A 26,683-nucleotide genomic window follows, 5' to 3' on the forward strand; every position below is an offset into this window, starting at 1 on the left:
GAGGCGGTATACTCGTCGTTTTGTTCCTAAAATTTCTGAACTATATTGCTTAATATGATCAGGCGCTTATATAACTGGATTAGATATAGAAACAACCCCATCGGCTATTTCAGGAAGCAAGGGGTGACTTTCGGCGATAATTGCCGGTTAATCGGTAAAAATGATTTTGGTTCGGAACCTTATTTGATAACGATAGGCAATCATGTCAGTATCACTTCCAGCACGTTTATCACTCATGACGGAGGCGTCTGGATTTTTCGTGAAAAAGCCCCTTCCATCGATATAATCAAGCCGATCAAAATAGGCAATAATGTGTTTATTGGTGCTGAGTGCTTGATTTTACCAGGTGCCACGATAGGTGATAATGTCGTCATTGGCGCAAGAAGCGTCGTCACCAAAGATTTGCCGGCAAATGCTGTTTACGCGGGCGTTCCCGCAAGGTTTATCAAGACAGCCGAGGATTATTGGAACGGTATGCAGGCCAATATTATTCATACAAAAGGCCTTTCTAGAGCTAAAAAAAAGGCTTTTTTAATACAACAAGCATCATTGATGAGTAAAAAACAGCTTTAGGAGTTGTAGTTGTTGAAGCGGATTCATAGCCCTATGTTTTCGATAACAGTGGCTCTTTAATGTCAAAGATTAGAATCTTGTTTTAGAATGGACCAATTTATAGACAGTCCGCAAGATATTCTTTCTATGTCTGCCCATTGATAATAGAAAGCCGATGCCCTTATTTGCGAACGCTATAAAGCGCATAAATATCCAAACTTGTGTTTCATCAGGCATGCGCCTAATAAATGAGAGCTGTTTTGCATAATTTTGAGAAAGCCCCCATCTTCGTCTATGTCATTAATGTAGACTGGTATTTTGAGCTACACTGGCTCCAGCGCGCGCTTGCGACCTTGAATTCCGGGGCGGAGGTTCATCTGGTGATGGGGATGACGGATACTCGGCTGACGGACAGCTTCAGCCAATACGGGCTTGTTTGTCATCAATGGAATATTGATCGCAAGTCTTTGAACCCCTTCTTTAATTTGAAAGGGCTAGTGGATCTTTATCAGTTGCTTAAATCCATTTCACCGGATGTAGTTCATGCCATTACCATCAAGCCTAATATTTATGTAGGATTGATTTGCCACTTACTAAAAATACCTTATTTATTAAGTATTACTGGCACCGGCATTATTTTTTCTGGCAAAGCTCTATCGACCAGATTGATAAGACCCGCTATTAGGCTGCTCTATAAGGCGTCAAAGAAAAAAGATATCAAACGCAGAATCATATTCGAAAACAATGAGGACAGGGCATACTTCATCAATACCGGATTATGTGACAGTCACGAAGCGGTGACTATTCTTGGCGCTGGAGTGAATCCGGACATCTATGAACCAGCCGCTGAACGTGAAACCGATACGCCCATTATTTTGTTCGCGGCCCGGCTGTTATGGGATAAAGGCCTTGGCGATTTGATCGAAGCGGCAAAACGCCTGCGTAGTCAGGGCCTGAAATTTTCGATACAGGTTGCGGGTATCATCGATAATTCAACGGTTAATGCCATCGATCAACGGGTTCTGGAAGCCTGGAGCCGTGAAGGGGCAATAAAATGGCTGGGCACTGAAAAAAACATGCCCCGCTTGCTTGCGCAAGCCAATATCGTGGTATTGCCCACCTTTTATGGCGAGGGTGTGCCGCGCATTTTGATTGAGGCCGCATCTTGCGAAAGAGCGATTGTTGCGTCTGATATCCCCGGCTGTCGTGAAATAGTAAAACACGGTATTAACGGTTTGCTGGTGCCGGCCCGCGATATAGAAGCGCTGGCAGAGGCGCTTGCGCAGTTGATTCAAAATCCGGAGATCAGAAAAATGATGGGAAAACAAGGCCGAGAAATTGTCGAGCGTGACTTTTCCGAGCAGCAAGTGATTTCTGAAACACTGTCTTTATATAAAGAATTATTGCCATGAATAAAGTGTTAGTTACGGGCGCCAATGGTTTTATAGGCAAAGCCTTGCTCGCAGAGCTTATTGCCGCCGGTTTTGATGTAAAAGGCGCAGTTCGCTCATCCGTATCCTGCACCGATCAGTCTGCTGCCATTGTGGTTGGCGATATCAATGCCGGAACATTATGGCAGGACGCTTTGCTGGATATTGATGTCGTGGTGCATCTGGCCGCGCGCGTGCATGTCATGAAAGAAACGGTGGCTGATTCCCTACAGGCTTTTCGCGAAGTCAATGTGGCAGGGACTGAAAACCTTGCACGGCAGGCTGCGGCCAATGGCGTCAGGCGCTTTATTTATCTGAGTTCGATTAAGGTGAACGGCGACCAGACTGACAGGGCATTTTCTGCCGGCGATAATGTCACCCCTCAGGGCCCTTACGCCTTGTCCAAATGGGAAGCCGAGCAGGTACTGGGAAAAGTCAGTGCTGAAACCGGGCTGGAGATCGTGATTATCCGCCCGCCTTTGGCTTATGGGCCTGGCGTTAAAGGCAATTTTTTGCGTTTATTGAAGTTGGTCAAGTCGGGGTGCCCCTTGCCGCTGGGCAAGGTCAATAACAAGCGCAGCATGGTTAGCGTCGATAATCTATGTGATTTGATCAAGACCTGTATTGATCATCCCAGTGCTGATGGCCAGGTCTTTCTGGTATCTGACGGCTATGATATGTCTACACTTGATCTGGTCAAAATGATGGCTACTCATATGCGGCGATCGGTGCGATTGCTCTCGCTGCCTTTAGGCTGGTTATACGGATTAGGCAAAATAGCCGGTAAAAAGCCCGAGATAAGCCGGCTTTGTGCTTCATTGCAAGTTGATATTCAGCAAACCTGCAATAAGTTGCAATGGACACCGCCGTATTCAGTGGATGAAGAGGTAAGAAAAACGGTTGCCTGGTTTATGGGGCAAAAGCAATAAAAGAACTGCATGCTTATAATATTACTGTCAATTGGCGTATTATCGCTGTCATGGCTGAGCGTTTATTTTCTCAAGGCTTACGCACAAAATAATCTTTTGGATGTTCCAAACCAGCGCAGTTCCCATCGGATGCCGACCCCTAGAGGCGGTGGTTTGGGCATCGTTCTGGCCTTTTTCGTGGCTACTTTGATGCTGTTTCTTGGCGGAAGCATAGCTCTGACCGGTTTTCTGCCTATAATGACGAGTCTGCTGGTGGCCGGGATCGGTTTCTGGGATGATCATCGGCACATACCGGCCCGTTGGCGTTTTTTAGTGCATATGGCAGCAGCGGGAATAGCTCTTTATATGATACAAGGGTTTCCATCTTTAGTCATAGGCGATTTACATGTGGAATTGGGTCTTTTGAGTTATGCGCTAGGCGTGGTTTATTTGGTCTGGCTGCTTAATCTGTTCAATTTTATGGATGGCATTGACGGGATCGCCGCTTCCGAAGCCATATTTATATCAGGAGCGTTGGCCGGCTTTTTGAGCTTTGTCGGTCATGAGCTTGCGCTTATCGCTTTTGCGTTGTGTTTTGCTTCACTGGGTTTTTTATTGTGGAATTGGCCGAGGGCGAAAATTTTTATGGGCGATGTCGGCAGCGGATTTCTGGGGTTTGTATTGGGCCTGTTGATTTTAATGGCCGGCCATAGTGATCCCGTTTATGTTTATATCGGGCTGATTCTGTTCGCGGTCTTTATAACGGATGCTACTGTTACCTTGGTACGCCGTTATATTACCGGGCGGAAATGGTACGAAGCACATTGTTCTCATGCCTATCAGCAAGCCGCAAAACGATATGGTCACTTGAAAGTGATTCTGGTCGTATGGGGCATTAATTTATGCTGGTTGTTGCCGGCCGCATCAGTTGTATTCAGATACCCGGCCTATGCGTTACCCGGATTAATAATAGCCTATTTGCCGCTGATTTATGTTACTGTTAAGTTTGAAGCAGGCAACGCATGAACCAATGATAGTTTGGTATACTGCAGTGTTTTGTAAGATGTTACTTTTTCTTCGTGACAGGCATATCCCAATTTGTGAAATTTAAATTCCGCTCCCGCACGACTATTTTTATCCATGATCTGGCCATGGTGGCCGTGGCCTGGTTTGGCGCGTACTGGCTGCGTTTTAATTTGGATGTCATTCCCGATAGGTTTTTACAGGATATCAAGCAAGATTTGCCTTATGTCGTTGTTATCCAGGGGGGTGTTTTTTGGTTTCTAGGCTTGTATCGCGGCGTTTGGCGTTTTTCTTCCATGCCGGATTTAATCCGAATCACTAAAGCGGTTTTGATCGGCATAGGCTTGATTGCCTTGAGTTTCTTTTTGTACAACCGCCTGGACGGTGTGCCACGCGCCGCACTGCCACTGTATTTGTTCTTATTGTTGCTACTGTTGAGCGTGCCCCGCTTTTGCTATCGATTCTGGAAGGAAAATATTCTGATGGAGCGCTCAGGCAAGAGAGCCCTGATTGTCGGTGCTGGTGCGGCGGGAGAAATGCTGGTCAGGGATTTGCTGGGCAAAACCAATTCCGGCTATTTACCGGTTGCCTTTGTCGATGATGATCGTCATAAGCGGAAAAGAGAAATTAGAGGCATTCGGGTAGTCGGCGATATCGAACAATTACCGGTATTTATAAAAAAGCTGGGCATTGAGGTGATACTGATCGCCATTCCTTCGGCGACAGATAGCCAAATGCGGCGCATCATCGAAACATGCGAGCTGTGTGAGGTGCCTTTTCAAACCTTGCCATCGGTTAAGGATTTATTGTCAGGCAGGATTTCGCGTGGCAGTTTGCGTGACGTTTCGATTGAGGATATTTTAGGCCGTGATCCGATTCATCTGGATTGGCGACTGATTGCTGACAATCTTCACGGCAAAAGCATCATGGTGACCGGCGGAGGCGGATCGATCGGCTCGGAACTCTGTAAGCAGCTGGCCAGAGTCAATCCGGCCAAGCTGATTATTTTCGATCAGTCGGAATTTAATTTATACAAAATAGATGCCGAGTTAAGAGCGTCCCACCCTGAAATAAAGCTCAAGGCTGTTTTAGGGGATGTCGCAGACAGGTTATCGGTGCGTCATGTTATCCGAAAATTAAAGCCCGATGTTATTTTTCATGCCGCAGCTTATAAGCATGTACCGTTACTGGAAAATCAGATACGAGAAGCTGTGCATAATAATGTCATTGGCACCAAGACGGTTGCCGAAGAGGCGATCGCGGTCGGTATTGAGCGCTTTGTCTTGATTTCCACCGATAAGGCCGTTAACCCGACCAATGTCATGGGCGCAACCAAAAGGGCGGCCGAGATACTCTGCCAAAATTTGAACAGCCGTGATGGCACGCGTTTTATGACTGTGCGCTTTGGAAACGTACTGGATTCCGCCGGTAGTGTCGTGCCTTTGTTCAGAGCGCAAATCAAAGCCGGAGGACCGGTTACGGTGACTCATCCCGATATTACGCGTTATTTTATGACGATTCCGGAAGCCTGCCAGTTGATTATGCAGGCTGAAGTCGCCGGCAAAGGCGGTGAGGTTTTTGTCTTGGATATGGGAGAGCCTATAAAGATTGCTTATCTGGCCGAGCAAATGATTCGTTTGAGCGGCAAGCGGGTCGGCGATGATATAGAAGTTAAATTCGTAGGTTTAAGACCCGGTGAGAAACTGCACGAGGAATTATTTCATGAACATGAGCAACTCAGATCTACCGGTTATGAAAAATTATTATTGGCTAATGCGCGGTTATATGACGAAGTTTTGTGGACAACCCATATTGAGAAGCTAGTTCAGGTCTGTCAACAGGATAATGAAACTGAGATTTTGAGAGTTTTACGAAGTCTTGTGCCCGAATATCAAGATGAGTTTCCCGAATATGAAGCTAAGGGCGAGATTGCGGTGAATAATTTGATGTCGGCTAACCTGTAGATAAAAAAAACCTCCCTATGCTTTGCATAGGGAGGCAAAAAATCAAGCAGAGTGTTATGAGGAGGATCTGCTTGTAGGTATAACACTAGGAGTGTAGTTAATCCTGCCGAGCTTAACTGTTCAATTTGACTCTTATTGTATTGTTTCTGCGAGTTGCAGCAATTACAAAAAAGATAATTGGAAGATTTAGACCAGTAGCTTTATAGCCAAAAGTTTTAAGTTGAGCTAAAACAATAAGCCCAGCTTGACTAGTTTATTTATCTGTCAGTTAGAATCTACTATACAGTGGATATTTATTGGATACAATATGATAAATAATAAATGAATTGTTTCTTATTAAGAAATAAATAACAATCTAATTTTTAGTTCATTATCATCCATGATCCAAGATCATCCTGAGCTTGGCGCATCTATCATTTCAATCAATCCTGTATAAATATCCAGAAAAAGTGACGAATCATAATTCTAAAAATTAAAACAGAACTCAAAATTTGTTATTTTCAAGATGAAGAGGGAAAGCAGTGGATAAATTGACCAGCATGAATGTTTTTGTTCGGGTGGCAAAGGCCGGAAGCTTTGCTGGCGGTGCACGTGATTTGGGGATTTCACGGGCGATGGCAACCAAGCACATCATGCAACTAGAGAGTAATTTGGGTACGCGCTTATTCAACCGAACTACGCGCAGCTTAAGCCTGACCGATGTGGGCTCCCAATATCTGGAACGTTGTCAGCAGGTGCTCGGTGATGTTGAAGAGATGGAAGCGGCCGTAACGCATCTACAGACTGAGCCGCGAGGTGTCTTAAAAATCAGTGCCCCACCTGTGATTGGCGCGACGCACATTTCCCGCGCTTTGGCTGAATTTCTTAAAATACACCCGGATTTAAACGTTGACATGATTTTACAAGGCAGTCCGGGGGATCTGATCGACGAAGGGATTGATCTTGCTATTCATCTGGGCGCATTGGAAGATACCAGCATGGTGGCCCGGAAACTGGCCAGTTCGTCATTGGTCGTCTGTGGCTCACCCGAATATCTGGAACAGTACGGTATTCCGCAGACGCCGGAAGATTTGGCGCATCATAGCTGTCTGGTCAATTGGGCGATTCCTCCAAGGGGTAAATGGGAATTTAAAGATGAAGGCGGTTATAAGGCTATACATGTGTCCGGGCGGATGCAAGCCAATGCGGCGCATCCGATCCGTATCGCCGCCATCAATGGCTTAGGTTTGGTTATGCTGCCCACTTATATCGTCGGGAGCGATATAGAAAAAGGCAAACTGAAGCTGGTGCTGGAAAATTACATACTGCCGCCATTGGATATTCATGCGGTTTATCCGCACAGGAAATACTTGTCGGCTAAGGTCAGAAGCTTTATGGATTTTCTGCAGGAATGGCTGGAGCACAGGGTCAGTATGCCTGGGACTGAATAATGGATGCGTTAATCGGCAAATGGGACCGCATTTATAGTCAATCCGGGCATGAAGCATATTTGCCGGCTCAGGTGCTCGCCGACAATGTGTTTTTACTGCCTGAAGTTGGAACCGCTCTGGATCTGGCTTGCGGTCTAGGCGCCAATGCTATTTTTTTAGCACAACAGGGATTGGCAGTGACAGCCTTGGATATTTCGTCTGTCGCAATTGAAAAATTAACAGCTTATGCGGCTCTGCAGGGGTTAAATATCAATGCCCGCCAGCAAAAAATCGATTGTCACAGCTTGGCAGAATTGAAGTTTGATGTTATCGTCGTGAGCCGGTTTCTTGACCGCGCCCTAAGTGGTGCGATAATAGACGCACTTAATCCGGCCGGATTGCTTTTTTATCAGACTTATACGCGAGAAAAAGTTAACCGGCATGGTCCCAATAATCCTGACTATCTGCTGGCAGAAAACGAGTTACTGGGTTTGTTCTCGCCGTTGCGCGTGGTTTTTTTCAGAGACAATGGCTTAATCGGCAATAAAAATCTGGGTTTAAGGGGCGAGGCTCAGTTTATCGGCCAGAAATACATAGAGACTTAGTTGAACGATGATAGAAAATTTAGATCCTAGACAGTGCTGGGATTTGCTGCAACAAAATGCTCATGCGGTATTAGTGGATGTAAGAACCAAGATGGAACACACGTTTGTCGGCCATCCGCCAGGTGCCGTACATATTCCCTGGAAAGAAGCGCCCGATTGGCAAATTAATCCACAATTCGTTGCCGAGGTCGAAAAGGCTGTGCCTGACAAGCAGGCGCCGGTTTTACTGCTTTGCCGTAGCGGTCAGCGATCGCTGGATGCGGCCAAGGCGCTGGAAGAGGCGGGCTACCAGCATTTAATCAATATTGCTGACGGTTTCGAAGGTGCTTTGGATGAGAACAAGCATCGCGGTAACCTAAATGGCTGGCGATTCAAAGGTCTGCCCTGGGAGCAAAGTTAATCTCCATTTCCTTGTCAGGTTGGACCAAGCCGGGCGTGTCCAGCATCCTCTTAAACTGCCGTTATGATGGCCTCCTGCCATCTTTTCCCTGCCCGATTTTTTAACCGGAGCGCGCTCGATTCCGCGCGCCTGTTCATTTAAACATTAGAGTATATTTAAAAGTGATCCAAAAATTAAGAAACATTGCCATTATTGCCCACGTAGACCACGGTAAAACGACGCTGGTTGACAAGCTGCTACAACAATCAGGAACTTTCGCCGCACATGCCAAGGTTTCAGAGCGGATTATGGACTCTAATGATCTTGAAAAAGAGCGTGGTATCACGATTTTGGCCAAGAATACTGCGCTGGACTGGAACGGTTATCACATCAATATTGTGGATACGCCGGGCCACGCAGATTTTGGTGGCGAAGTTGAGCGCGTCTTGTCGATGGTTGATTCCGTATTATTGCTGGTTGACGCCGTTGACGGACCTATGCCGCAGACACGATTCGTTACTCAAAAGGCCTTTGCCTTGGGCTTAAAGCCGATTGTGGTTATCAACAAAATTGACCGTCCTGGCGCCCGTCCTGATTGGGTGGTTGACCAAACTTTTGATCTGTTTGACCGCCTTGGTGCAACCGATGAGCAGCTGGATTTTCCGATTGTCTATGCATCGGCATTAAACGGCTATGCTGGTCTTGATCCATCGGTCACAGGTGGCGATATGACGCCTTTGTTTGAGACAATTGTTGATAAAGTCAGTCCGCCGGCCGTTGATTTAGACGGTCCTTTCCAAATGCAGGTAACTACGCTCGATTACAACACCTATGTTGGCGTAATAGGTATTGGCCGCATCCAACGCGGCACAATTAAGCCGAATATGCCACTGGTGATCATTAATAGAGAAGGCGTTGAGCGTAAAGGCCGCATGCTGCAGGTTTTCGGCTTTCACGGGTTGGACCGCGTCGAAGTGCCCGAAGCACGTGCCGGCGATATTATCGCATTTACCGGTATTGAAAAGTTGGAAATATCCGATACGATCTGCCATCCGGATGCAGTAGAAATATTACCACCGTTAACGGTCGATGAGCCGACAGTGACGATGACTTTTCAGGTCAATAATTCACCATTTGCCGGCAAAGAAGGCAAGTTCGTGACTTCTCGGCAGATCCGCGACCGTTTGGAAAAAGAATTGCAGCACAACGTGGCGCTAAGAGTTGAAGATACGGCTGATCCGGACAAATTTAAAGTATCCGGCCGCGGCGAGTTGCATTTATCGGTCCTGATTGAAAATATGCGTCGTGAAGGTTTTGAACTGGGCGTTTCCCGGCCTGAAGTGATTATGAAAGAAATCGACGGTGAAAAATGCGAGCCTTTCGAGATGGTCACGATTGAGGTAGAGGAGGCTCATCAAGGCACAATCATGGAAAGAATGGGTGAGCGTAAAGGCGACTTGCTGAACATGGTGCCCGATGGCAAAGGTCGTATTCGTCTGGAATATATGATTCCGTCACGCGGGTTAATCGGTTTTCAAACCGAATTTATGACCGCTACATCAGGTTCAGGTCTGTTGTACCACGTGTTTGATCACTACGGTCCAGTGAAAAAAGGCGAACTGGGCACACGCAAACGAGGCGTGATGGTTTCCATGGTGCAGGGTAAGGCGTTGGCTTATGCATTGTTTGCTTTGCAGGAGCGTGGCGAGTTGTTCCTGGTTCATGCCGATGAAGTGTATGAAGGAATGTTGGTAGGCATACATTCACGCGCCAATGATTTAGTTGTCAACCCGACCAAAGCTAAACAGCTAACGAATATTCGCGCTGCCGGTACAGACGAAAACTTGATTTTAACAGCGATTCAAAAAATGACTTTAGAGCAAGCTCTGGAGTTTATTGGTGAGGATGAACTGGTAGAAGTGACGCCAAAATCAATCCGCTTGAGGAAGAAGCATTTAACTGAGAACGAGCGTAAACGTGCTGCTAAAGGCTAAGCAATGTATAAGCGATACAGGTGGCAGGGAGGTCCCTGCCACCTGTATCCTGGCCATTGTCGTTTAACATTGCAGTTCGGCAGGGATTTGAATTTTATAAAAAAGCCCCAGGGCACTAAAGTGCGCTGGGGCCTAAAATCGCCAGCTTGGTTGGCTTAGTTCCATCCTTGGCAACATCCTATTGAAAAGTCCTTGAAATCCTTATCCTGTTTGGCGATGTAACTATTCTCTCAAAAAGTTCCAAGAAAAAAAGCCGGCTAAGGCGGAAATTGTTGTAAGCAAAAGATTACGTGCAAAATTGTCGCCTTTTGTAAGGCAGGCTTCATCTTTTATATTGCTAAAAAAACAGTATACCCGGCCCGAGCGACAATGATTTAACAATCACTGCGAAATCCGCTAATTCATAGTAAAATGCTGATAGACATTAATTCAGCCCTTTAAATCATGAATCAACGCACTGCCGAAGTAGAGCGCAATACGCTTGAAACTCAAATTAATATTAAAATTAACCTGGATGGATCGGGAAAAGCCTCATTTCTAACCGGAATACCTTTTCTTGAGCATATGCTGGATCAGGTTGCCAGACATGGATTGATCGACATCGAAATCGATGCCAAAGGTGACTTGGAAATTGATGATCATCATACGGTGGAAGATATCGGGATTACATTGGGCCAAGCCTTTGCTGCAGCTATCGGCGATAAAAAAGGCATTTATCGTTACGGGCATGCCTATGTGCCTCTGGATGAAGCATTGTCCAGAGTGGTGATTGATTTTTCAGGTCGTCCAGGCCTGTTTTACGAAGTGAAATTCCCGAAGGCCATGATCGGCAGTTTTGATGTGGATTTGTTCCGCGAATTTTTCCAAGGGTTTGTCAATCATGCCGGCGTTACGCTTCACATTGATAATTTGAAGGGCGCTAACGCTCATCATATTGCAGAAACGATCTTCAAAGCCATGGGGCGGGCAATACGCATGGCCATCGCCGCCGACCCAAGAATGGCTGGCATGATGCCTTCAACCAAAGGCAGCCTTTAATTTCGAACCCGTTTTTAACTTTTACTCTTGTGTTTTATGTCTTCTGTTGCCGTTATTGATTATGGAATGGGCAATCTGCATTCGATTGCAAAAGCCCTGCAGCATGCTGCTCCGCAAGTAGATGTGCGAATAGTATCCGATGCCGATGCGATCTTGCACGCTGATCGGGTTGTTTTTCCCGGCGTCGGCGCCATACGCGATTGCATGCAGGCATTGAATCAGTCGGGTTTGTCCGAGGTCATAAAGAGCGTTGCCGAAACAAAGCCTTTGCTGGGCATTTGTTTAGGTATGCAGGCTTTATTGACTGACAGCGAGGAAAACGGCAATACGCAATGTCTGAATATTTTTTCGGGTCATGTTGTGCATTTTCGTGAGCCATTAGAAGACAGTGTCGGCAATCGTCTGAAAATTCCTCATATGGGTTGGAATCAGGTTCATTTTGCGCCTCATCCGCTATGGGACGGTATTGCCCAGGACAGCCGGTTTTATTTTGTGCACAGCTATTATGCGTGCCCCGACGAAACTTCCGTCGTCGCGGCAACCACGGACTATCCTGACCCATTTGCTTGCGCTTTGGCGCGAAACAATGTTTTTGCCGTACAATTTCACCCCGAAAAAAGTCAGGCAGCCGGTTTGCAACTGCTGAAAAACTTTTTACATTGGAATGGACAAGTTTAAATTTACCATTGAGGTTCTACGTGTATGTTGCTAATACCAGCAATTGATTTAAAAGAAGGAAAATGTGTCCGTTTACGGCAGGGGCGCATGGACGATGACACCGTGTTTTCGGATGACCCGGTAGCCGTCGCAGGCAAGTGGGTGGCTGCCGGCGCCAAAAGAATTCATCTGGTCGATCTGGACGGCGCCTTTGCTGGAAAACCCAGAAATGCCGATGTGATTCATGCCATCGCGGCCGCTTACCCAGATGTGCCTGTGCAGATTGGCGGCGGTATTCGCGATGAAGATACGATACAAGGTTACCTCGATGCCGGCGTTCAATACGTTATTATCGGCACCAAGGCCGTCAGTGAGCCGCACTTTGTCAGGGATGTAGCGCTTGAATTTCCCGGCCATATTATTGTCGGGCTGGATGCTAAAGACGGCAAGGTTGCCGTGGATGGCTGGTCCAAGCTGTCTCGCCATGACGTAATCGATCTGGCCCAGCACTTTGAGGAAGACGGGGTCGAGGCGATCATTTATACCGATATTTCCAGAGACGGCATGATGTCTGGCGTCAATGTCGAGGCTACTGCGAAGCTGGCGCGAGCTATTCGTATTCCGGTCATAGCTTCCGGCGGCATTACCAATATGGACGATATCAGAGCCTTGGGTGCTGTAGCCGGCGACGGCATTATGGGCGCCATTACCGGCAGGGCTATTTACGAAGGTACGCTGGATTTTGCCGAAGCGGAAAAACTGGCCGAGTCATTCTGAAGAAAACCATGAGCTTAGCTAAACGTATTATTCCCTGCCTCGATGTCGACAATGGTCGTGTCGTTAAAGGCGTAAAATTTGTCGATATCCGCGATGCCGGCGATCCGGTTGAAATTGCCAGACGCTATGACCGTGAAGGTGCCGACGAAATCACATTTCTGGATATTACCGCGACCCATCATGATCGTGACACTATTGTGCATGTGGTCGAGCAGGTTGCCGGTGAAGTCTTCATACCGCTGACTGTGGGAGGCGGTATCAGAACGTTGGACGATATCCGTCGCATGCTCAATGCTGGCGCCGATAAAGTCGGCATTAACAGTGCAGCGGTTTCTAATCCGGAATTTGTGCGCGAAGCCGCAGAGCGCTTTGGCTCTCAGTGCATCGTGGTCGCCATTGATGCCAAGAAAGTCAGCCAACCGGGCGAAGACAATCGCTGGGAAATTTTTACGCATGGTGGTCGTAAAGCCACAGGCATTGATGCCGTTGAATGGGCCAAAAAAATGGTGGCCTATGGTGCGGGCGAGATTCTGTTAACGAGTATGGACCGGGACGGTACCCGGGAAGGCTTTGATTTGCTGTTAACGCGAGCTATCAGCGAAGCGGTGCCCGTGCCGGTTATTGCATCGGGCGGCGTTGGCAATCTCGACCATCTGGCTGAAGGCGTGATTGAAGGCAAAGCCGATGCGGTATTGGCGGCCAGTATCTTTCACTTCGCTGAGTACAGTATTCAGCAGGCAAAAGAACATATGGCGTCACGCGGTATAGAGGTGCGTTTAACATGAGCGCGCCCTGGCTTGATGAAATTCGCTGGACCGAAGAGGGTCTGGTACCGGTGATTGCGCAGCAGGCGGAAACGGGAAAAATACTGATGTTTGCCTGGATGAATCGTGAATCATTAGCTTTGACGGCCCAGGAAGGCTATGCCGTTTACTGGTCAAGATCGCGCAATAAACTATGGCGCAAGGGCGAAGAATCCGGCCATAGGCAGAAAGTGATCGGCTTGTTTCTGGACTGTGATGAGGACGTTATCCTGCTTAAAATTGAACAGGAGGGTGGTATTGCTTGTCATACCGGCCGCGAAAGTTGTTTTTATCGGAGTCTGGTCGATGGGCAATGGCAATCTGTCGAGCCGGTGTTGAAAAATCCTGAAGCTATTTATGGAAAGCAATGAGCGACGTATTACATCAATTGGCACAGATTCTGGAGCAGCGTAAGCAGGAGTCGGCCGACAAATCTTATGTGGCCAGTCTTTATGCGAAAGGGCTGGACAGTATACTGAAGAAAATCGGCGAGGAAGCCACAGAAACAGTCATTGCGGCCAAAGACGGCGATAAAAAGCAGATTGTTTATGAAACCGCCGATCTTTGGTTTCATTGCATGGTTTTATTAGCCGCTCAAGGACTGGGGCCGGACGATGTGCTGCAGGAACTGCAGCGGCGCTTTGGCTTGTCCGGACTGGAAGAAAAAGCCCAGCGTAATAAACAAGTTAAATAAGGCCGGCTTTGAGTCGGCATTTGGAGTTTAAATGGGTATAAGTGTCACTCAACTGTTAATCGTGTTGGCCATTATCATGATTGTTTTTGGCACTAAGCGCCTGCGCAATTTGGGATCTGATTTGGGCGGAGCCATCAAGAGTTTTCGTGCAGCCGTTAAAGAAGGCAGCGACGAACAAAAAGTCGCCGAAGAAAAAGGGATAACCATTGACGGCGAAGTCACATCCAAGAAAAACGAAGAAGTCTGATTATGTTTGATATCGGTTTTTCAGAGCTTTGTATGGTCGGATTAGTCACCCTGCTGGTGGTTGGTCCCGAACGCCTGCCTAAAGTTGCACGGTATGCAGGATTCTGGATTGGCAAGACACGGCATATGATTGCCTCCGTTAAGGCTGAGATCAGGGAGGAATTGCAAGCCGAAGAAATGCGTCAGATATTTAAAGAGCAGGCGGAATTGAAAGAAGTCCGGCGCATGCTCGATGACGCTTCCGATGCGGCAAACGCCATAAAGTCTTCGCTTGAACAGTCGCAGCAAGAGAATGTAAAGCAGGTTAAGCAGTCGCATGAGTCAGAATAATTTTGAAGAAGAGGCTGCAGAGCAACCTTTTATCAGTCATTTGATTGAATTGCGCAACCGCCTTTTGCGTGTAGTTCTGTTTGTATTGGTTATTTTCGGCGGACTATCTTTCTATGCCAATGATATCTATACGATTCTGGCTGGTCCTTTAATGCGGTACATGCCGGCCAATAGCTCGATGATCGCTATTGATGTCGCTTCGCCTTTTTTCACGCCATTCAAGCTGGCGCTCGTTTTAGCCGCATTTATTTCCGTCCCTTTTATTCTTTATCAATTTTGGGCCTTTGTCGCGCCGGGGCTATACAAGCGCGAGCGGCGCATGGTTTTGCCGCTGCTAATTGCCAGCACGTTTCTGTTTTATTTAGGCGTAGCTTTTGCCTATTTTGTTGTTTTTCCTCTGATGTTCCAGTTCTTGACGGCGGCAGCGCCAGCAGGTGTCACGGTTATGACCGACATCACCAAGTATCTGGATTTTGTCTTGACAATTTTCTTTGCTTTCGGCGTTTGCTTCGAAGTGCCGATATTTACGATCGTCATGGTCTGGACAGGGCTGACTACTCCGGAAAGTCTGGCTGAGAAACGGCCTTATGTCATTGTAGGCGCATTTATTGTCGGTATGGTGTTAACGCCTCCTGATGCGATTTCGCAAACCTTGTTGGCAATACCAATGTGGATGCTGTTTGAGGTGGGATTGCTGTTTTCGCGCTTATTCGTACGCAAGCCGGATGATGCTTATCTGGATGATATAGCATTGGAAGCCAGAATGGATGCGATCGAAAAGCAGGAAGATGAGTAGGGCTACAGAAAATTCATAGTGCTCCGGCTTCGCGAAGTAATTTGAAAATATTGTCGGCCATTAGCTGATAGCCGGCATCATTGGGATGAATCATGTCGGATTTCAAATTATTGTTGCCCAGAATGTCGGGCAGGGTATTGAGATCGACAGGGACATTCCGGTCTTCTGCAATACGCTGATAAAAATCCGCACTGGCCAACATCCATAGATTAGGCTGGGGCACGCCAAGCATAACAACATCTATATGGCGGCTGGCGGCCTCTTCGACCATCTTGTTCAGATGATCGGCGGTTTGCTCAGGTGGAATTTTTCTTAACATATCATTACCGCCATGTATCAGAATCAGCAACTTCGGCTGATATTCGTCAAGCAAAGCCGGAAGTCTTTTTAAGCCCTCACTGCTGATTTCACCGGGCACACCTTCATTAATCACTTTAAGTGAAGTCAGTTCGGCAAGAATATTGGGATAATCCTTGAGTCCGGATGCGCCTGTGCCATACGTCAGACTATCGCCAAAGGCCAAAATTACGGCATCATTGGGCAGTTTAGTCAGGTTTTTAGGGGAATCGCTGCAGGCCGTGAGCGAGAGGAAGATTAAAGATAATAATTTTTTTCTCATAATTCGGGATAGTGAAGATGCAAAAAAACATTTTGATTACAGGTGCAGCAAAGCGCATAGGCGCTGCTTGTGCGCGGTTATTGCATAGTGAAGGCGGCAACATTGTTTTGCATTATAGATCGTCAAAAGACGACGCGCTGCAGCTTTGCAATGAATTAAATCAAAAGCGTCCTGATTCGGCAAAACTGATTCAGGCCGATTTGCTGAACATGCATGAATTGGAAGCGGTTGCCAGAGAGGCGGCCTTGGCTTGGGGTGGCATAGATGTGTTGATCAATAATGCCTCGGCGTTTTACCCAACTGCGGTTAATGATGTGAGCGAGTGGCAGTGGGATGAACTGTTGGGGAGTAATCTGAAGGCGCCTTTTTTTCTGGCGAAATCATTGGTGGAAACTCTTACAGATAATAAAGGCTGTATTGTCAATATTGTCGACATTCATGCGGAGCGCGGCTTGAAAGGGTATCCCGTCTACAGCATTGCCAAAGCCGGGCTGGCGGCTATGACTCGCGTTTTGGCTAAGGAATTGGGGCCGGTCGTTAGAGTGAATGCGGTTTCACCGGGAGCCATATTATGGCCTGAGAGTGAGTTGTCCGAACAAGACAAAGCTGAGATTTTGCAGCGGATCATATTAAATCGGCGCGGTGAGCCGCTCGATATTGCCAAGGCGGTGCTTTTTTTGATTAAGGATGCCGATTATATGACTGGGCAAATTCTTACCGTGGACGGTGGGAGAACCTTATTTTGTTAACATCCAGGAAGGTGTTATGCGTTTCTGCTTGAGGTTGGTTTTATCGAATTTATCCCATAGTTCGGCATAGCTTATATGGTTGATGGGATGTTTCAGAGTCGGTGCAATTTCCGCTAAAGGCTCAAGAACGAAGGCATAGCGCTCAATCTCATCACGCGGTATCTGCAATTGCTCATCGCGAAGCACGAGATTGCCATAGAGGATCAGATCCAGATCCAGCGTTCGGGCGGTAAATTTTTGGCAATCGCGGGTGCGGCCTCGGTCCAGTTCGATTTGCCTGAGCTGTTGGGCAACTTCCTTCACGTCCAGATCGGAATCAAAACCTACAATCAGGTTATAGAATAGATCACCCGAAAATCCGACCGGCTCGGTTTCATAGATGCTTGAGACAATCAATTTGCCAAAGCGGTGTTCAAGTGCCTGTAGGCTGGCAGGAATATTCTTATCCCTGTCTATATTGCTGCCAATGCTGATATAGCCGCGCGGCATGGCTTACTTTGCACCCCGCTCGATTATGATGCCTACATCTCTTGCGCTGCTAATAGCGCCCCTCTTGTTTAGTATGATTCTAACCCAAGATACATTAAATTCATTGCGGATAATCGTCGCGATTTCTTCAATGAGCTTTTCTACCAGAAAAAAACGGCTTTGTTCGACAAAGGAAATAATGCGTTGGGAAACAGCCTTGTAATCAAGTGTGTATTGAATGTCATCGGTTTCGGCGGCTTTTTCAATGTCATAAGCCATCTCAATATCAAGAACAATGGTTTGTTTGGTTTCTCTTTCCCAATCGTAAATACCGATAATGGTCTGAATTTCAAGCCCGCCTAAAAATATGATGTCCATAGTGATTTCCGGTTATGATGTGCAATTTTAAAATCGGTTAAGTATCGGGGAAACAGCCCTGGCTTACAAGTTCTGAATGATAAAAGGTATAGAATGTTTGAATGGTTGTTTGTTCCGGCTGCCTATCTGATAGGCTCGATTTCCAGTGCAATTATTATTTGTCGCTTGATGGGATTGCCTGATCCCCGCGAGCAGGGCTCGGGCAATCCGGGGGCTACCAATGTCATGCGCATCGGTGGGAAAAAAGCGGCCGGTATTACCTTGTTGGGCGACATGCTAAAGGGTTTGATCCCGGTCTATATAGCAAAATCACTGGGAGTATCTACGGAATTGTTAGCTGTTGCCGGCTTGGCCGCATTTTTTGGACATCTTTATCCGGTATTTTTTGGTTTTAAAGGCGGCAAAGGAGTCGCTACGTCAGTCGGTGTATTGCTCGGCTTTTCCTGGTGGCTGGGGTTGTCATTCATGGGCACCTGGGTTCTGATCTACAAGCTGGGCAAAATATCCTCTTTATCTGCGTTGGTAGCATCAATTCTATCACCGGTCTATGCCTGGTTTCTTGTCGGGGATGTGGCGATAGTTGCGGCATCAGTAGTCATGATGGTGTTTTTGTTATGGCGACATGAAAGCAATATTCAACGTTTGTTATCCGGCGAAGAGGGCAAATTAAAGACCTGACAACTCGTTGATTGACCAGCGAGGCCGGGCAAAAATTTCAAGCCCTTGCTGCTGGCCGGCCAATAGTCGTTGGCAGCCGGCATAAGCAATCATGGCGCCGTTGTCGGTGCAGAACTCCGGCCGGGGAAAATAGATTTCCGTATTTTCATGGTTAGCCATTTCGGTTAGCGATGTGCGTATATGCTTGTTGGCACTGACACCTCCGGCTACGACCAGCTTTTTTAGTCCGGTTTGTTTCAGGGCTCGCCTGCATTTGATGCTGAGCGTGTCGGCAACGGCATTTTGAAAGGCCATGGCGATATCGGCTTTATCCTGCTCGGTTTTTTGCGAAGTGTTGAGCGTATTCATGGTATAAGTCTTCAATCCACTAAAACTGAAATCTAGTCCCGGTCTGTCGGTCATCGGGCGCGGAAATTGAAAAACTGGCTGGCCGCGTTCGGCAAGCTTGGACAGTTTGGGGCCTCCGGGATAGCCGAGTCCCAGCATTTTTGCCGTTTTGTCAAACGCTTCGCCGGCAGCGTCATCGAGCGATTCGCCCAATAAATGGTAATGACCAATACCGTCGACTTGCACAAGTAACGTATGTCCGCCGGAAATCAGCAAAGCGACAAAAGGAAAGGTCGGCGGTTTTTCTTCCAGCATGGGTGCCAGGAGGTGTCCTTCCATGTGATGAACGGCAATTGCAGGAATTTGCCATGACCACGCCAGACTGCGGGCTGTAGCAGCGCCGACCAGCAGGGCTCCCATAAGGCCAGGGCCTGCCGTATAGGCGATGCCATTAATTTCGGCACTGGTTAGCTTGCTTTCTTGCAGGGATTGCTTAATGAGCGGGACTAATTTTCGGATGTGATCCCGCGAAGCCAGTTCCGGTACAACGCCGCCATACTCGCTGTGCATTTCGATCTGACTATACAATAAATGCTTGAGCAATCCGTATTCGGCGTGATAAATGGCGACGCCGGTTTCATCACATGATGTTTCTATGCCTAAAACGTACATTGAGTTTTTGAAAATTGTAAAAGTAAAGGTATAATTAAGGGTTCTGTTTATTCAGTGGGTCGCAAGGCCTTTAATTTTTTAGATACTAACACATTTGGGTCATTAATATGCCGTCAGTTAAAGTTAAAGAAAACGAACCTTTCGATATCGCGATTCGTCGCTTCAAACGTGCTTGCGAAAAAGCGGGCGTCTTGTCAGAAGTCCGTCGCCGCGAGTTTTATGAAAAACCAACCGCAGAGCGCAAACGCAAAGGCGCTGCGGCTGTTAAGCGTCACCTGAAAAAATTGGCCCGTGAACGCTATGCATTGAAGAATTTACGTCGCGGACGTCCTCAGCTGTAAAGCAAGGTTAATGAGATGGATTTGATATTAGATCGTATCAAGGATGATATGAAAGCCTCCATGAAAGGCGGCAATAAATCTAGATTGGCGGTGATTCGTTTAATTCTGGCCGCAACCAAGCAGGTTGAGGTTGATGAGCGGATTGAGCTGGATAATGATCGTGTTATCCAGGTTCTCGATAAGATGCTGAAGCAACGCCGTGAATCTATCCGACAGTATGCTGATGCTGGTCGAAATGATCTGGTAGAGATTGAAGAGGCTGAAATTTTGGTAATCCAGGATTTTCTGCCTCAGCCTCTTGCCGAAGCCGAAATTGACGCTATGATCAAAGAAGCGGTAGCAGAGTCTGGCGCGGTATCGGTTAAAGACATGGGTAAGGTCATGGGCTTGCTTAAGGCAAAAATGCAAGGTCGCGCTGATATGGCGATCGTCGGTGCGAAAATTAAGGCTGTCTTGGCCGAATAGTTTGCTTGTGCCGATTTTGTCCGGGTAAATCATGTCCGGTAGGATTCCTCGCGAGTTTATTGATGAGCTTTTAGTGCGGGTTGATATTGTCGATTTAATCGATTCGCACGTTCCTCTAAAAAAAACGGGTGCTAATTATGTCGCCCGCTGTCCTTTTCATACTGAAAAAACCCCCAGTTTTTCAGTAAATCGCAGAAAGCAATTTTTTCATTGTTTTGGTTGTGGAGCCAGTGGTAATGCCATCAGTTTTTTGATGGATTTTAACCATTTAAATTTTGTCGAAGCAATTGAGGATTTGGCGGCTTTTGTCGGCCTTGACGTGCCTCGGGAGTCGGCAGTTTCTCAACCTGGGCAAAAGCAAAAGAAAGATGATTTGAGCAGCTTGTATCAGGTTATGGAAGATGTGGCGGCTTTTTATGTGGAGCAGCTGCGTATTGACGCTCAGGGAAAAAAGGCAGTTGACTATTTGAAAGTGCGAGGAGTTAGTGGCCAGATTGCCCGTGATTTTATGCTTGGTTACGCGCCTGGCGAATGGACGGCCTTGGCTGGTCGATTTAATCAGGCGTTGCTGTTGGAAGCTGGATTGCTGGTCAGCAACGAAGGTGGGCAGGTCTATGATCGGTTTCGCGGCCGGATTATGTTTCCCATCAGGGATAGACGGGCTCGTATTGTCGGGTTCGGTGGGCGGGTGCTTGATGATTCTTTGCCCAAGTACTTGAATTCTCCTGAAACATCCCTATTTCATAAAGGCAGGGAAGTTTATGGTCTGTACGAGCTTCTGAAAAAGAATTCGAAACCAGAGCGGATTTTAATTGTCGAGGGTTATATGGATGTTATCGCCTTGGCTCAGTTTGGAATTAATTATACAGTGGCAGCGTTAGGGACGGCGGCATCGCAAGCGCATTTTGATCTTTTGTTTCGGTTCTCCTCGGAGCTGATATTTTGCTTTGATGGTGATAAAGCAGGGCGCCAAGCGGCATGGCGAGCTATGGAGCCGGCTTTTTCCAGTTTAAGGGATGGGCGATTGATACGCATCATGCTGTTGCCGCAGAATCAGGATCCAGATTCGTTAATACGCTTGGAAGGAGTGGATAAATTTTCAGAGCGTGTACGGACGGCTACGACCTTGTCGGATTATTTTTTCGGGCATTTCGCGGAAGAGTTGAATTTATCTGAAATGGAAGGGCGTGCGCAACTGGTTGGCAGGGCTAAGCCATATCTGGAGAAATTACCGGAAGGTGTGTTTCGGGAGATGATGTTTGCGCGGCTTAAGCAATTATCGGGCTTTTCAGCGCTGGATGTTTCAACAAATGCGACTACACTTAGACCGACGAAGGAAAATAATAAGCGTAAAGAGCATGATCGTCGACTATCATCGGCGCGTGTGGCGATTGCTTTATTGATTCAGAATCCAGGGTTGGCTGAGATTGTTGAGCAGAGAGAGATTGATTGGCGCGGATTGGGGTTTCCTGGCATTGATCTGTTTAAGAGTGTGCTACACATGATTCTCGATAAAAAACCGGCGAATGCTGCGGTTTTGGTTGAGTCCTACCGAGATGCGCCAGAAGAGAAATTAGTCAAGGCGCTGGCTTTTCTGGACTTGCTGGTTCCGGATGAGGGTATGGAGACAGTGTTTTGTGATGCACTGGATCGGTTGCTTGATCAGGCGCGAAAATCGAGCATAGATAGATTGCTAGCCAAAGCGAAAGTCAAGGGATTGGATGCACAGGAAAAAGAGGTGTTGCGGAAAATGTTGGCAAACAAATAATTTAATGCCAAATAGCAAAGTTTATAGTACAATTTCCGGTTCAGCGAAGTCGTGCTGAACCGAGCATTCAGTGAGTAAATATGAATCAAGAACAGCAACAATCCCAACTTAAACAATTGATAGCCAAAGGCAAGATTCAGGGATATCTGACTTATGCCGAGGTTAATGATCACCTGCCCAGTGATATTGTCGATCCGGAACAGATCGAAGATATCATTAGTATGATCAATGATATGGGGATTCAGGTTTACGAGGTTGCGCCGGATGAAGATTCCCTGATCACCGATTCAGCAGCTGTTACCACCGATGACGAGGATGCCGAAGAAGTCGCGGCTTTAGCGTCTGTTGACAGCGAGTTTGGCAGAACTACGTACCCGGTGCGCATGTACATGCGCGAAATGGGCTCGGTTGAGCTATTAACGCGTGATGATGAATTAAAAATCGCCAAACGGATTGAGGATGGACAGCAGCAGGTCGTTAAGGCCATTGCCAGATCTTGCGTTGCTGTTGAGCATTTTTTACAGTCATTTGATGCTATTTCCGGAGAAGAAGGCGGAATCAGGCTGGCTGATTTGATTTCAGGTTTTGTTGATTTAAGCGAATCGGAGCCTTTGGTCAGTGCATCATCTGCGAGTGATGATGAAGAAACAGCAGTTGAAGATGAAGCAAAAGGTCTCGATTACGAAGAGGTCAAGCTGAAAGTGGAAGAACTCCGGAAACAGCTTAAAACAGCTTCCGCAGCAATCAAAAAATACGGCTATTCCAGTGATAAAACAGAGCAAACCTTCGAGGCTTTGGCTGATTTGTTCATGGAGTTCAAGTGGACTCCACAATATTTGAAAAAATTGACGGCTATTATTCCTGACGGTGTCGCTACTGTCCGTGAGCAGGAAAAAGTGATTATGGATATTTGCGTAAGGCATGCAAAAATGCCTCGCAAAGAATTCATCGCCCTCTTTACTGAGAGCGAGGTGAACGCGGAGTGGTTTGACCGGTTATTGAGCAACGACAATAAGTATGCGGCAGCCCTGAAAGAGCACGAAAAGGACATAAGAAAGGCACAAAAGGTATTGTCGGATATTGAAGCCGAATATGGTCTGACCATTAACGGGCTGAAGGATATCAACCGACGCATGTCTATTGGTGAGGCCAAAGCCAGACGCGCGAAAAAAGAAATGATCGAAGCGAATTTAAGGCTGGTTATTTCGATCGCTAAAAAATATACTAATCGAGGTTTGCAATTTCTGGATCTGATTCAGGAAGGTAATATCGGTTTAATGAAAGCGGTTGATAAATTTGAATACCGTCGCGGTTACAAGTTTTCAACGTATGCAACCTGGTGGATTAGGCAGGCGATTACCCGCTCCATTGCGGATCAAGCCAGAACTATTCGTATTCCAGTGCATATGATCGAAACAATCAATAAATTAAATCGTATTTCCAGGCAGATTCTGCAGGAAATGGGGCGTGAAGCAACGCCGGAAGAACTGGCCGAGCGGATGGAGATGCCTGAAGATAAAGTTCGTAAGGTATTGAAAATAGCTAAAGAACCAATTTCTATGGAAACACCGATAGGGGATGATGAAGATTCTCATTTGGGAGATTTCATAGAAGATGCTAAAGTATTGTCCCCGGTTGAGTCTGCTACAATTGCAGGGTTGCGTGAATCAACACAAAATGTATTGGCTGGATTAACGGCAAGGGAAGCTAAAGTTCTGCGCATGCGTTTCGGTATCAATATGAATACCGATCATACACTGGAAGAAGTCGGCAAACAGTTTGATGTGACGCGTGAAAGAATTCGTCAGATTGAAGCTAAGGCATTGAGAAAGCTCAGACATCCATCGAGGTCAGAGCAATTAAGATGCTTTTTGGATGGCGAATAGGTAACAGTTAAGGGCCCTTAGCTCAGTTGGTTAGAGCTTCCGACTCATAATCGGCAGGTCGTAGGTTCAAGTCCTACAGGGCCCACCACAAATAAAAAAGGCTGCCTCGGCAGCCTTTTGTATATCTGGGTTTTATATTTTTAGAAGGCAGCATCGTGAGCAATAATTTCATTTTTACATCAGAATCAGTTTCAGAAGGACATCCGGATAAGGTTGCGGATCAAATTTCAGATGCGGTATTGGATGCAATATTAGCGCAGGATCCTAAGTCGCGGGTTGCTTGTGAAACATTGGTAAAAACCGGCATGGTCATTTTGGCCGGTGAAATTACTACGAATGCGTGGGTTGATACCGAAGAGCTAGTGCGCAAAGTTGTTTGCGGAATCGGCTATGACCACGGTGATATAGGCTTTGACGGTCAAAGCTGCGCGGTACTGAATGCGATCGGCAAACAATCACCTGATATCGCGATGGGCGTTGATGAGTCCGCAAATCATGAGCAGGGTGCAGGCGATCAGGGTTTGATGTTCGGTTATGCAAGCAATGAAACCGATGTCTTGATGCCGGCGCCGATTACTTATGCGCATCTGTTGGTAAAACGTCAGGCTGAAGTCCGTAAGAATAAAACGTTGCCCTGGTTGCGTCCTGATGCAAAAAGCCAGATTACATTCCGTTATGAAAATAACAAGCCGGTCGCGATAGAGGCGGTTGTCTTATCCACTCAACATTCGCCTGAAATCGGTATAAAACAACTGCATGAAGCAGTCATGGATGAAATCATCCTGCCGACGCTACCTAAGGAATGGCTACACAAAGGCACTAAATATTTTATCAATCCGACCGGACAGTTTATTGTCGGCGGCCCTGTTGGTGATTGCGGTCTGACAGGCCGTAAAATTATCGTCGATACCTACGGTGGCATGGCAAGACACGGAGGCGGCGCATTCTCGGGCAAAGATCCGTCAAAAGTTGACCGTTCCGCAGCTTATATGTGTCGGTATGTGGCAAAAAATATTGTCGCGGCCGAATTGGCGGAGCGTTGTGAAATTCAGGTGTCCTATGCGATCGGTGTTGCCGAGCCGACTTCTATCAGTGTGGAAACATTCGGCACTGGCAAAATCAGTGAAGACAGATTAGTGCAAATTATCCGCGATAATTTTGACCTGAGACCTAAAGGCCTGATTGCGCAGCTCGACCTGATGCGGCCTATTTATCAGTCGACAGCATCTTACGGACACTTTGGCCGTACGGAAGAGAATTTTACCTGGGAAAGAACTGACAAAGTGGACGCTTTGAAAGCAGCGGCCGGGCTTTAATCTTTTAACATAGGGAGAAAACAATGAGCTTACCAGATTATAAAGTTGCCGATATCGCTTTGGCAGAATGGGGTCGCAAAGAAATCAATATTGCTGAAACGGAAATGCCGGGCTTGATGGCATTGCGGGAAGAATATGGTCTGGAGCAGCCGTTAAAAGGTGCGCGTATCGCCGGCTGTTTGCATATGACCATTCAAACGGCGGTATTGATTGAAACCTTGACCGCATTAGGCGCAGAAGTGCGCTGGTCGTCATGCAATATTTTTTCAACCCAGGATCATGCTGCGGCGGCAGTGGCCGTGGCCGGTATTCCCGTTTTCGCCTGGAAAGGTGAAACGGAAGCCGAAGCTGAGTGGTGTATTGCACAGACTATTGAAGGTCCTAATGGTTGGCGCCCGAATATGATTTTGGATGATGGCGGTGATTTGACTCTCATGATGCATGAGAAATACCCTGAATTAATGTCAGGGGTTAAAGGTCTATCAGAAGAGACGACAACCGGTGTTTTGCGGCTCTATGAAATGGTGTCCAAAGGCACGTTAAGAGTGCCAGCGTTCAACGTCAATGACTCGGTGACTAAATCAAAATTCGATAATCTGTACGGTTGCCGTGAATCGTTGGTTGACGGCATCAAGCGGGCCACCGACGTCATGGTAGCCGGCAAAATTGCCTTGGTTTGCGGTTATGGCGATGTTGGCAAAGGTTGCGCGCAATCGTTGCGAGGCTTGGGCGCGACGGTTTGGGTAACTGAAATCGATCCGATTTGCGCATTGCAAGCCGCAATGGAAGGTTATCGTGTCGTAACCATGGAAGAAGCCGCGCCTGTCGCCAATATTTTTGTGACCGCAACCGGTAACGTCAATGTCATTACGCATAGTCATATGGCCGCTATGAGAGACCAGGCTATTGTATGTAATATTGGCCATTTCGATGCCGAGATTGATATTGCCTCATTGCGTCAGTACACGTGGGAAAATATTAAACCACAGGTTGATCATGTCATTTTCCCTGATGGCAAGCGATTGATTGTGCTGGCGGAAGGTCGATTGGTGAACCTGGGCTGTGCAACGGGGCATCCGAGCTTTGTTATGTCCAATTCTTTCTGTAACCAGGTTCTGGCTCAGATAGAACTCTGGAAAAACTCAGATCAGTATGAAAACAAGGTTTATATTCTGCCTAAGAAACTTGATGAAAAAGTAGCGGCTGCGCACCTGAAGCAGTTGGGTGTCAAACTGACCCGTTTGACTGATGAGCAGGCTAGATATATCAGTGTCTCTGTTGATGGTCCTTATAAGGCCGATCATTACCGTTACTGATCAAGTAAATGGGTTTGCCAGCATTGGCAAACCCGTTCGGCTATAGTATAAGTGCCGGAATGTCTGAAGCAGGTTTTTACATTTCCCTCATTCAA

At 47.0% G+C, this 26,683-nt stretch carries 30 protein-coding genes and 1 tRNA gene; 27 read left to right on the plus strand and 4 right to left on the minus strand.

What is annotated here, in order from left to right:
• Positions 1-123: 123 nt before the first annotated feature.
• From METLU_RS29010 to tatC, 18 genes are all read left to right on the plus strand, one after another.
• Positions 124-573: an acyltransferase gene (locus METLU_RS29010; RefSeq protein WP_269209296.1), complete on the plus strand. Its 450-nt coding sequence runs from the start codon at positions 124-126 to the stop codon at positions 571-573.
• A gap of 239 nt (positions 574-812) precedes the next feature.
• Positions 813-1,964 (plus strand): glycosyltransferase family 4 protein, encoded by a 1,152-nt coding sequence (locus METLU_RS0118535; protein WP_027159528.1) that lies wholly within the window; start codon positions 813-815, stop codon positions 1,962-1,964.
• Positions 1,961-2,911, plus strand: coding sequence for a UDP-glucose 4-epimerase family protein (locus METLU_RS0118540; protein WP_027159529.1), 951 nt, complete (start codon positions 1,961-1,963; stop codon positions 2,909-2,911). The genes METLU_RS0118535 and METLU_RS0118540 overlap by 4 nt, the downstream gene beginning before the upstream one ends.
• A 9-nt stretch (positions 2,912-2,920) precedes the next feature.
• Entirely contained in the window at positions 2,921-3,916 is a 996-nt protein-coding gene (locus tag METLU_RS0118545) for an MraY family glycosyltransferase (RefSeq protein WP_027159530.1), read from the plus strand.
• A 74-nt stretch (positions 3,917-3,990) separates the two neighbouring features.
• Positions 3,991-5,877, plus strand: coding sequence for a polysaccharide biosynthesis protein (locus METLU_RS25840; RefSeq protein ID WP_051300007.1), 1,887 nt, complete (start codon positions 3,991-3,993; stop codon positions 5,875-5,877).
• A gap of 521 nt (positions 5,878-6,398) precedes the next feature.
• A complete protein-coding gene (locus METLU_RS0118555) occupies positions 6,399-7,307 on the plus strand; it encodes a LysR family transcriptional regulator (protein WP_027159531.1) in 909 nt (302 codons plus the stop codon).
• Entirely contained in the window at positions 7,307-7,891 is a 585-nt protein-coding gene (locus METLU_RS0118560) for a class I SAM-dependent methyltransferase (protein WP_051300009.1), read from the plus strand. Before METLU_RS0118555 ends, METLU_RS0118560 begins: the two co-directional genes overlap by 1 nt.
• Before the next feature lie 7 nt (positions 7,892-7,898).
• Positions 7,899-8,291: a rhodanese-like domain-containing protein gene (locus tag METLU_RS0118565; RefSeq protein ID WP_027159533.1), complete on the plus strand. Its 393-nt coding sequence runs from the start codon at positions 7,899-7,901 to the stop codon at positions 8,289-8,291.
• Positions 8,292-8,452: 161 nt separating this feature from the next.
• Positions 8,453-10,264: a translational GTPase TypA gene (gene typA / locus METLU_RS0118570; RefSeq protein WP_027159534.1), complete on the plus strand. Its 1,812-nt coding sequence runs from the start codon at positions 8,453-8,455 to the stop codon at positions 10,262-10,264.
• Positions 10,265-10,708: 444 nt separating this feature from the next.
• The gene (gene hisB, locus METLU_RS0118575; protein WP_027159535.1) at positions 10,709-11,302 is read left to right on the plus strand and encodes an imidazoleglycerol-phosphate dehydratase HisB; all 594 of its coding nucleotides are present in this window, start codon (positions 10,709-10,711) and stop codon (positions 11,300-11,302) included.
• 36 nt (positions 11,303-11,338) lie between these two features.
• A complete protein-coding gene (hisH, locus tag METLU_RS0118580) occupies positions 11,339-11,980 on the plus strand; it encodes an imidazole glycerol phosphate synthase subunit HisH (RefSeq protein WP_027159536.1) in 642 nt (213 codons plus the stop codon).
• 24 nt (positions 11,981-12,004) lie between these two features.
• Complete coding sequence (hisA, locus tag METLU_RS0118585; RefSeq protein WP_027159537.1) at positions 12,005-12,736, plus strand: 1-(5-phosphoribosyl)-5-[(5-phosphoribosylamino)methylideneamino]imidazole-4-carboxamide isomerase; 732 nt, start codon at positions 12,005-12,007, stop codon at positions 12,734-12,736.
• Positions 12,737-12,744: 8 nt separating this feature from the next.
• Complete coding sequence (gene hisF, locus METLU_RS0118590) at positions 12,745-13,521, plus strand: imidazole glycerol phosphate synthase subunit HisF (protein WP_027159538.1); 777 nt, start codon at positions 12,745-12,747, stop codon at positions 13,519-13,521.
• Entirely contained in the window at positions 13,518-13,910 is a 393-nt protein-coding gene (gene hisI, locus METLU_RS0118595) for a phosphoribosyl-AMP cyclohydrolase (protein WP_027159539.1), read from the plus strand. The genes hisF and hisI overlap by 4 nt, the downstream gene beginning before the upstream one ends.
• A complete protein-coding gene (locus METLU_RS0118600; RefSeq protein WP_027159540.1) occupies positions 13,907-14,233 on the plus strand; it encodes a phosphoribosyl-ATP diphosphatase in 327 nt (108 codons plus the stop codon). The genes hisI and METLU_RS0118600 overlap by 4 nt, the downstream gene beginning before the upstream one ends.
• 31 nt (positions 14,234-14,264) lie before the next feature.
• On the plus strand, positions 14,265-14,480 hold the full coding sequence (locus METLU_RS0118605) for a Sec-independent protein translocase subunit TatA (protein WP_027159541.1): 216 nt from the start codon (positions 14,265-14,267) through the stop codon (positions 14,478-14,480).
• A 2-nt stretch (positions 14,481-14,482) separates the two neighbouring features.
• The gene (gene tatB / locus METLU_RS0118610; protein ID WP_027159542.1) at positions 14,483-14,809 is read left to right on the plus strand and encodes a Sec-independent protein translocase protein TatB; all 327 of its coding nucleotides are present in this window, start codon (positions 14,483-14,485) and stop codon (positions 14,807-14,809) included.
• On the plus strand, positions 14,796-15,605 hold the full coding sequence (gene tatC / locus METLU_RS0118615; protein ID WP_027159543.1) for a twin-arginine translocase subunit TatC: 810 nt from the start codon (positions 14,796-14,798) through the stop codon (positions 15,603-15,605). The genes tatB and tatC overlap by 14 nt, the downstream gene beginning before the upstream one ends.
• Positions 15,606-15,618: 13 nt before the next feature.
• Here the strand turns inward: tatC and METLU_RS0118620 are convergent, their stop codons facing one another.
• Positions 15,619-16,224, minus strand: coding sequence for a GDSL-type esterase/lipase family protein (locus METLU_RS0118620; protein WP_027159544.1), 606 nt, complete (start codon positions 16,222-16,224; stop codon positions 15,619-15,621).
• Positions 16,225-16,241: 17 nt separating this feature from the next.
• Here METLU_RS0118620 and METLU_RS0118625 point away from each other — a divergent pair, with 17 nt between their 5' ends.
• Entirely contained in the window at positions 16,242-16,973 is a 732-nt protein-coding gene (locus tag METLU_RS0118625) for a pteridine reductase (protein WP_027159545.1), read from the plus strand.
• On the opposite strand, the gene folK is transcribed toward METLU_RS0118625, so the two are convergent.
• Positions 16,962-17,462, minus strand: coding sequence for a 2-amino-4-hydroxy-6-hydroxymethyldihydropteridine diphosphokinase (folK, locus tag METLU_RS0118630; RefSeq protein WP_027159546.1), 501 nt, complete (start codon positions 17,460-17,462; stop codon positions 16,962-16,964). The genes METLU_RS0118625 and folK overlap by 12 nt on opposite strands.
• Before the next feature lie 3 nt (positions 17,463-17,465).
• Entirely contained in the window at positions 17,466-17,819 is a 354-nt protein-coding gene (gene folB / locus METLU_RS0118635; RefSeq protein WP_027159547.1) for a dihydroneopterin aldolase, read from the minus strand.
• A gap of 93 nt (positions 17,820-17,912) precedes the next feature.
• Here folB and plsY point away from each other — a divergent pair, with 93 nt between their 5' ends.
• Positions 17,913-18,497: a glycerol-3-phosphate 1-O-acyltransferase PlsY gene (gene plsY / locus METLU_RS0118640; RefSeq protein ID WP_027159548.1), complete on the plus strand. Its 585-nt coding sequence runs from the start codon at positions 17,913-17,915 to the stop codon at positions 18,495-18,497.
• Here the strand turns inward: plsY and tsaD are convergent.
• On the minus strand, positions 18,486-19,496 hold the full coding sequence (tsaD, locus tag METLU_RS0118645; RefSeq protein ID WP_027159549.1) for a tRNA (adenosine(37)-N6)-threonylcarbamoyltransferase complex transferase subunit TsaD: 1,011 nt from the start codon (positions 19,494-19,496) through the stop codon (positions 18,486-18,488). The genes plsY and tsaD overlap by 12 nt on opposite strands.
• A 107-nt stretch (positions 19,497-19,603) precedes the next feature.
• Here tsaD and rpsU point away from each other — a divergent pair, with 107 nt between their 5' ends.
• From rpsU to ahcY, 7 genes are all read left to right on the plus strand, one after another.
• Positions 19,604-19,837 (plus strand): 30S ribosomal protein S21, encoded by a 234-nt coding sequence (gene rpsU / locus METLU_RS0118650; protein WP_027147207.1) that lies wholly within the window; start codon positions 19,604-19,606, stop codon positions 19,835-19,837.
• Positions 19,838-19,852: 15 nt separating this feature from the next.
• Positions 19,853-20,302 (plus strand): GatB/YqeY domain-containing protein, encoded by a 450-nt coding sequence (locus METLU_RS0118655; RefSeq protein WP_027159550.1) that lies wholly within the window; start codon positions 19,853-19,855, stop codon positions 20,300-20,302.
• Between the two features lie 31 nt (positions 20,303-20,333).
• Positions 20,334-22,070, plus strand: coding sequence for a DNA primase (dnaG, locus tag METLU_RS0118660; RefSeq protein WP_027159551.1), 1,737 nt, complete (start codon positions 20,334-20,336; stop codon positions 22,068-22,070).
• 80 nt (positions 22,071-22,150) lie between these two features.
• On the plus strand, positions 22,151-23,956 hold the full coding sequence (gene rpoD / locus METLU_RS0118665; protein ID WP_027159552.1) for an RNA polymerase sigma factor RpoD: 1,806 nt from the start codon (positions 22,151-22,153) through the stop codon (positions 23,954-23,956).
• 11 nt (positions 23,957-23,967) lie between these two features.
• Positions 23,968-24,044 (plus strand) — tRNA-Ile (locus tag METLU_RS0118670).
• A gap of 67 nt (positions 24,045-24,111) precedes the next feature.
• The gene (gene metK / locus METLU_RS0118675) at positions 24,112-25,272 is read left to right on the plus strand and encodes a methionine adenosyltransferase (RefSeq protein WP_027159553.1); all 1,161 of its coding nucleotides are present in this window, start codon (positions 24,112-24,114) and stop codon (positions 25,270-25,272) included.
• A 23-nt stretch (positions 25,273-25,295) separates the two neighbouring features.
• On the plus strand, positions 25,296-26,588 hold the full coding sequence (ahcY, locus tag METLU_RS0118680; protein WP_027159554.1) for an adenosylhomocysteinase: 1,293 nt from the start codon (positions 25,296-25,298) through the stop codon (positions 26,586-26,588).
• The last annotated feature ends 95 nt before the right edge of the window (positions 26,589-26,683 follow it).

It is taken from the genome of Methylobacter luteus IMV-B-3098 (assembly GCF_000427625.1).
GTDB classification, from domain to species: Bacteria; Pseudomonadota; Gammaproteobacteria; order Methylococcales; family Methylomonadaceae; genus Methylobacter; species Methylobacter luteus.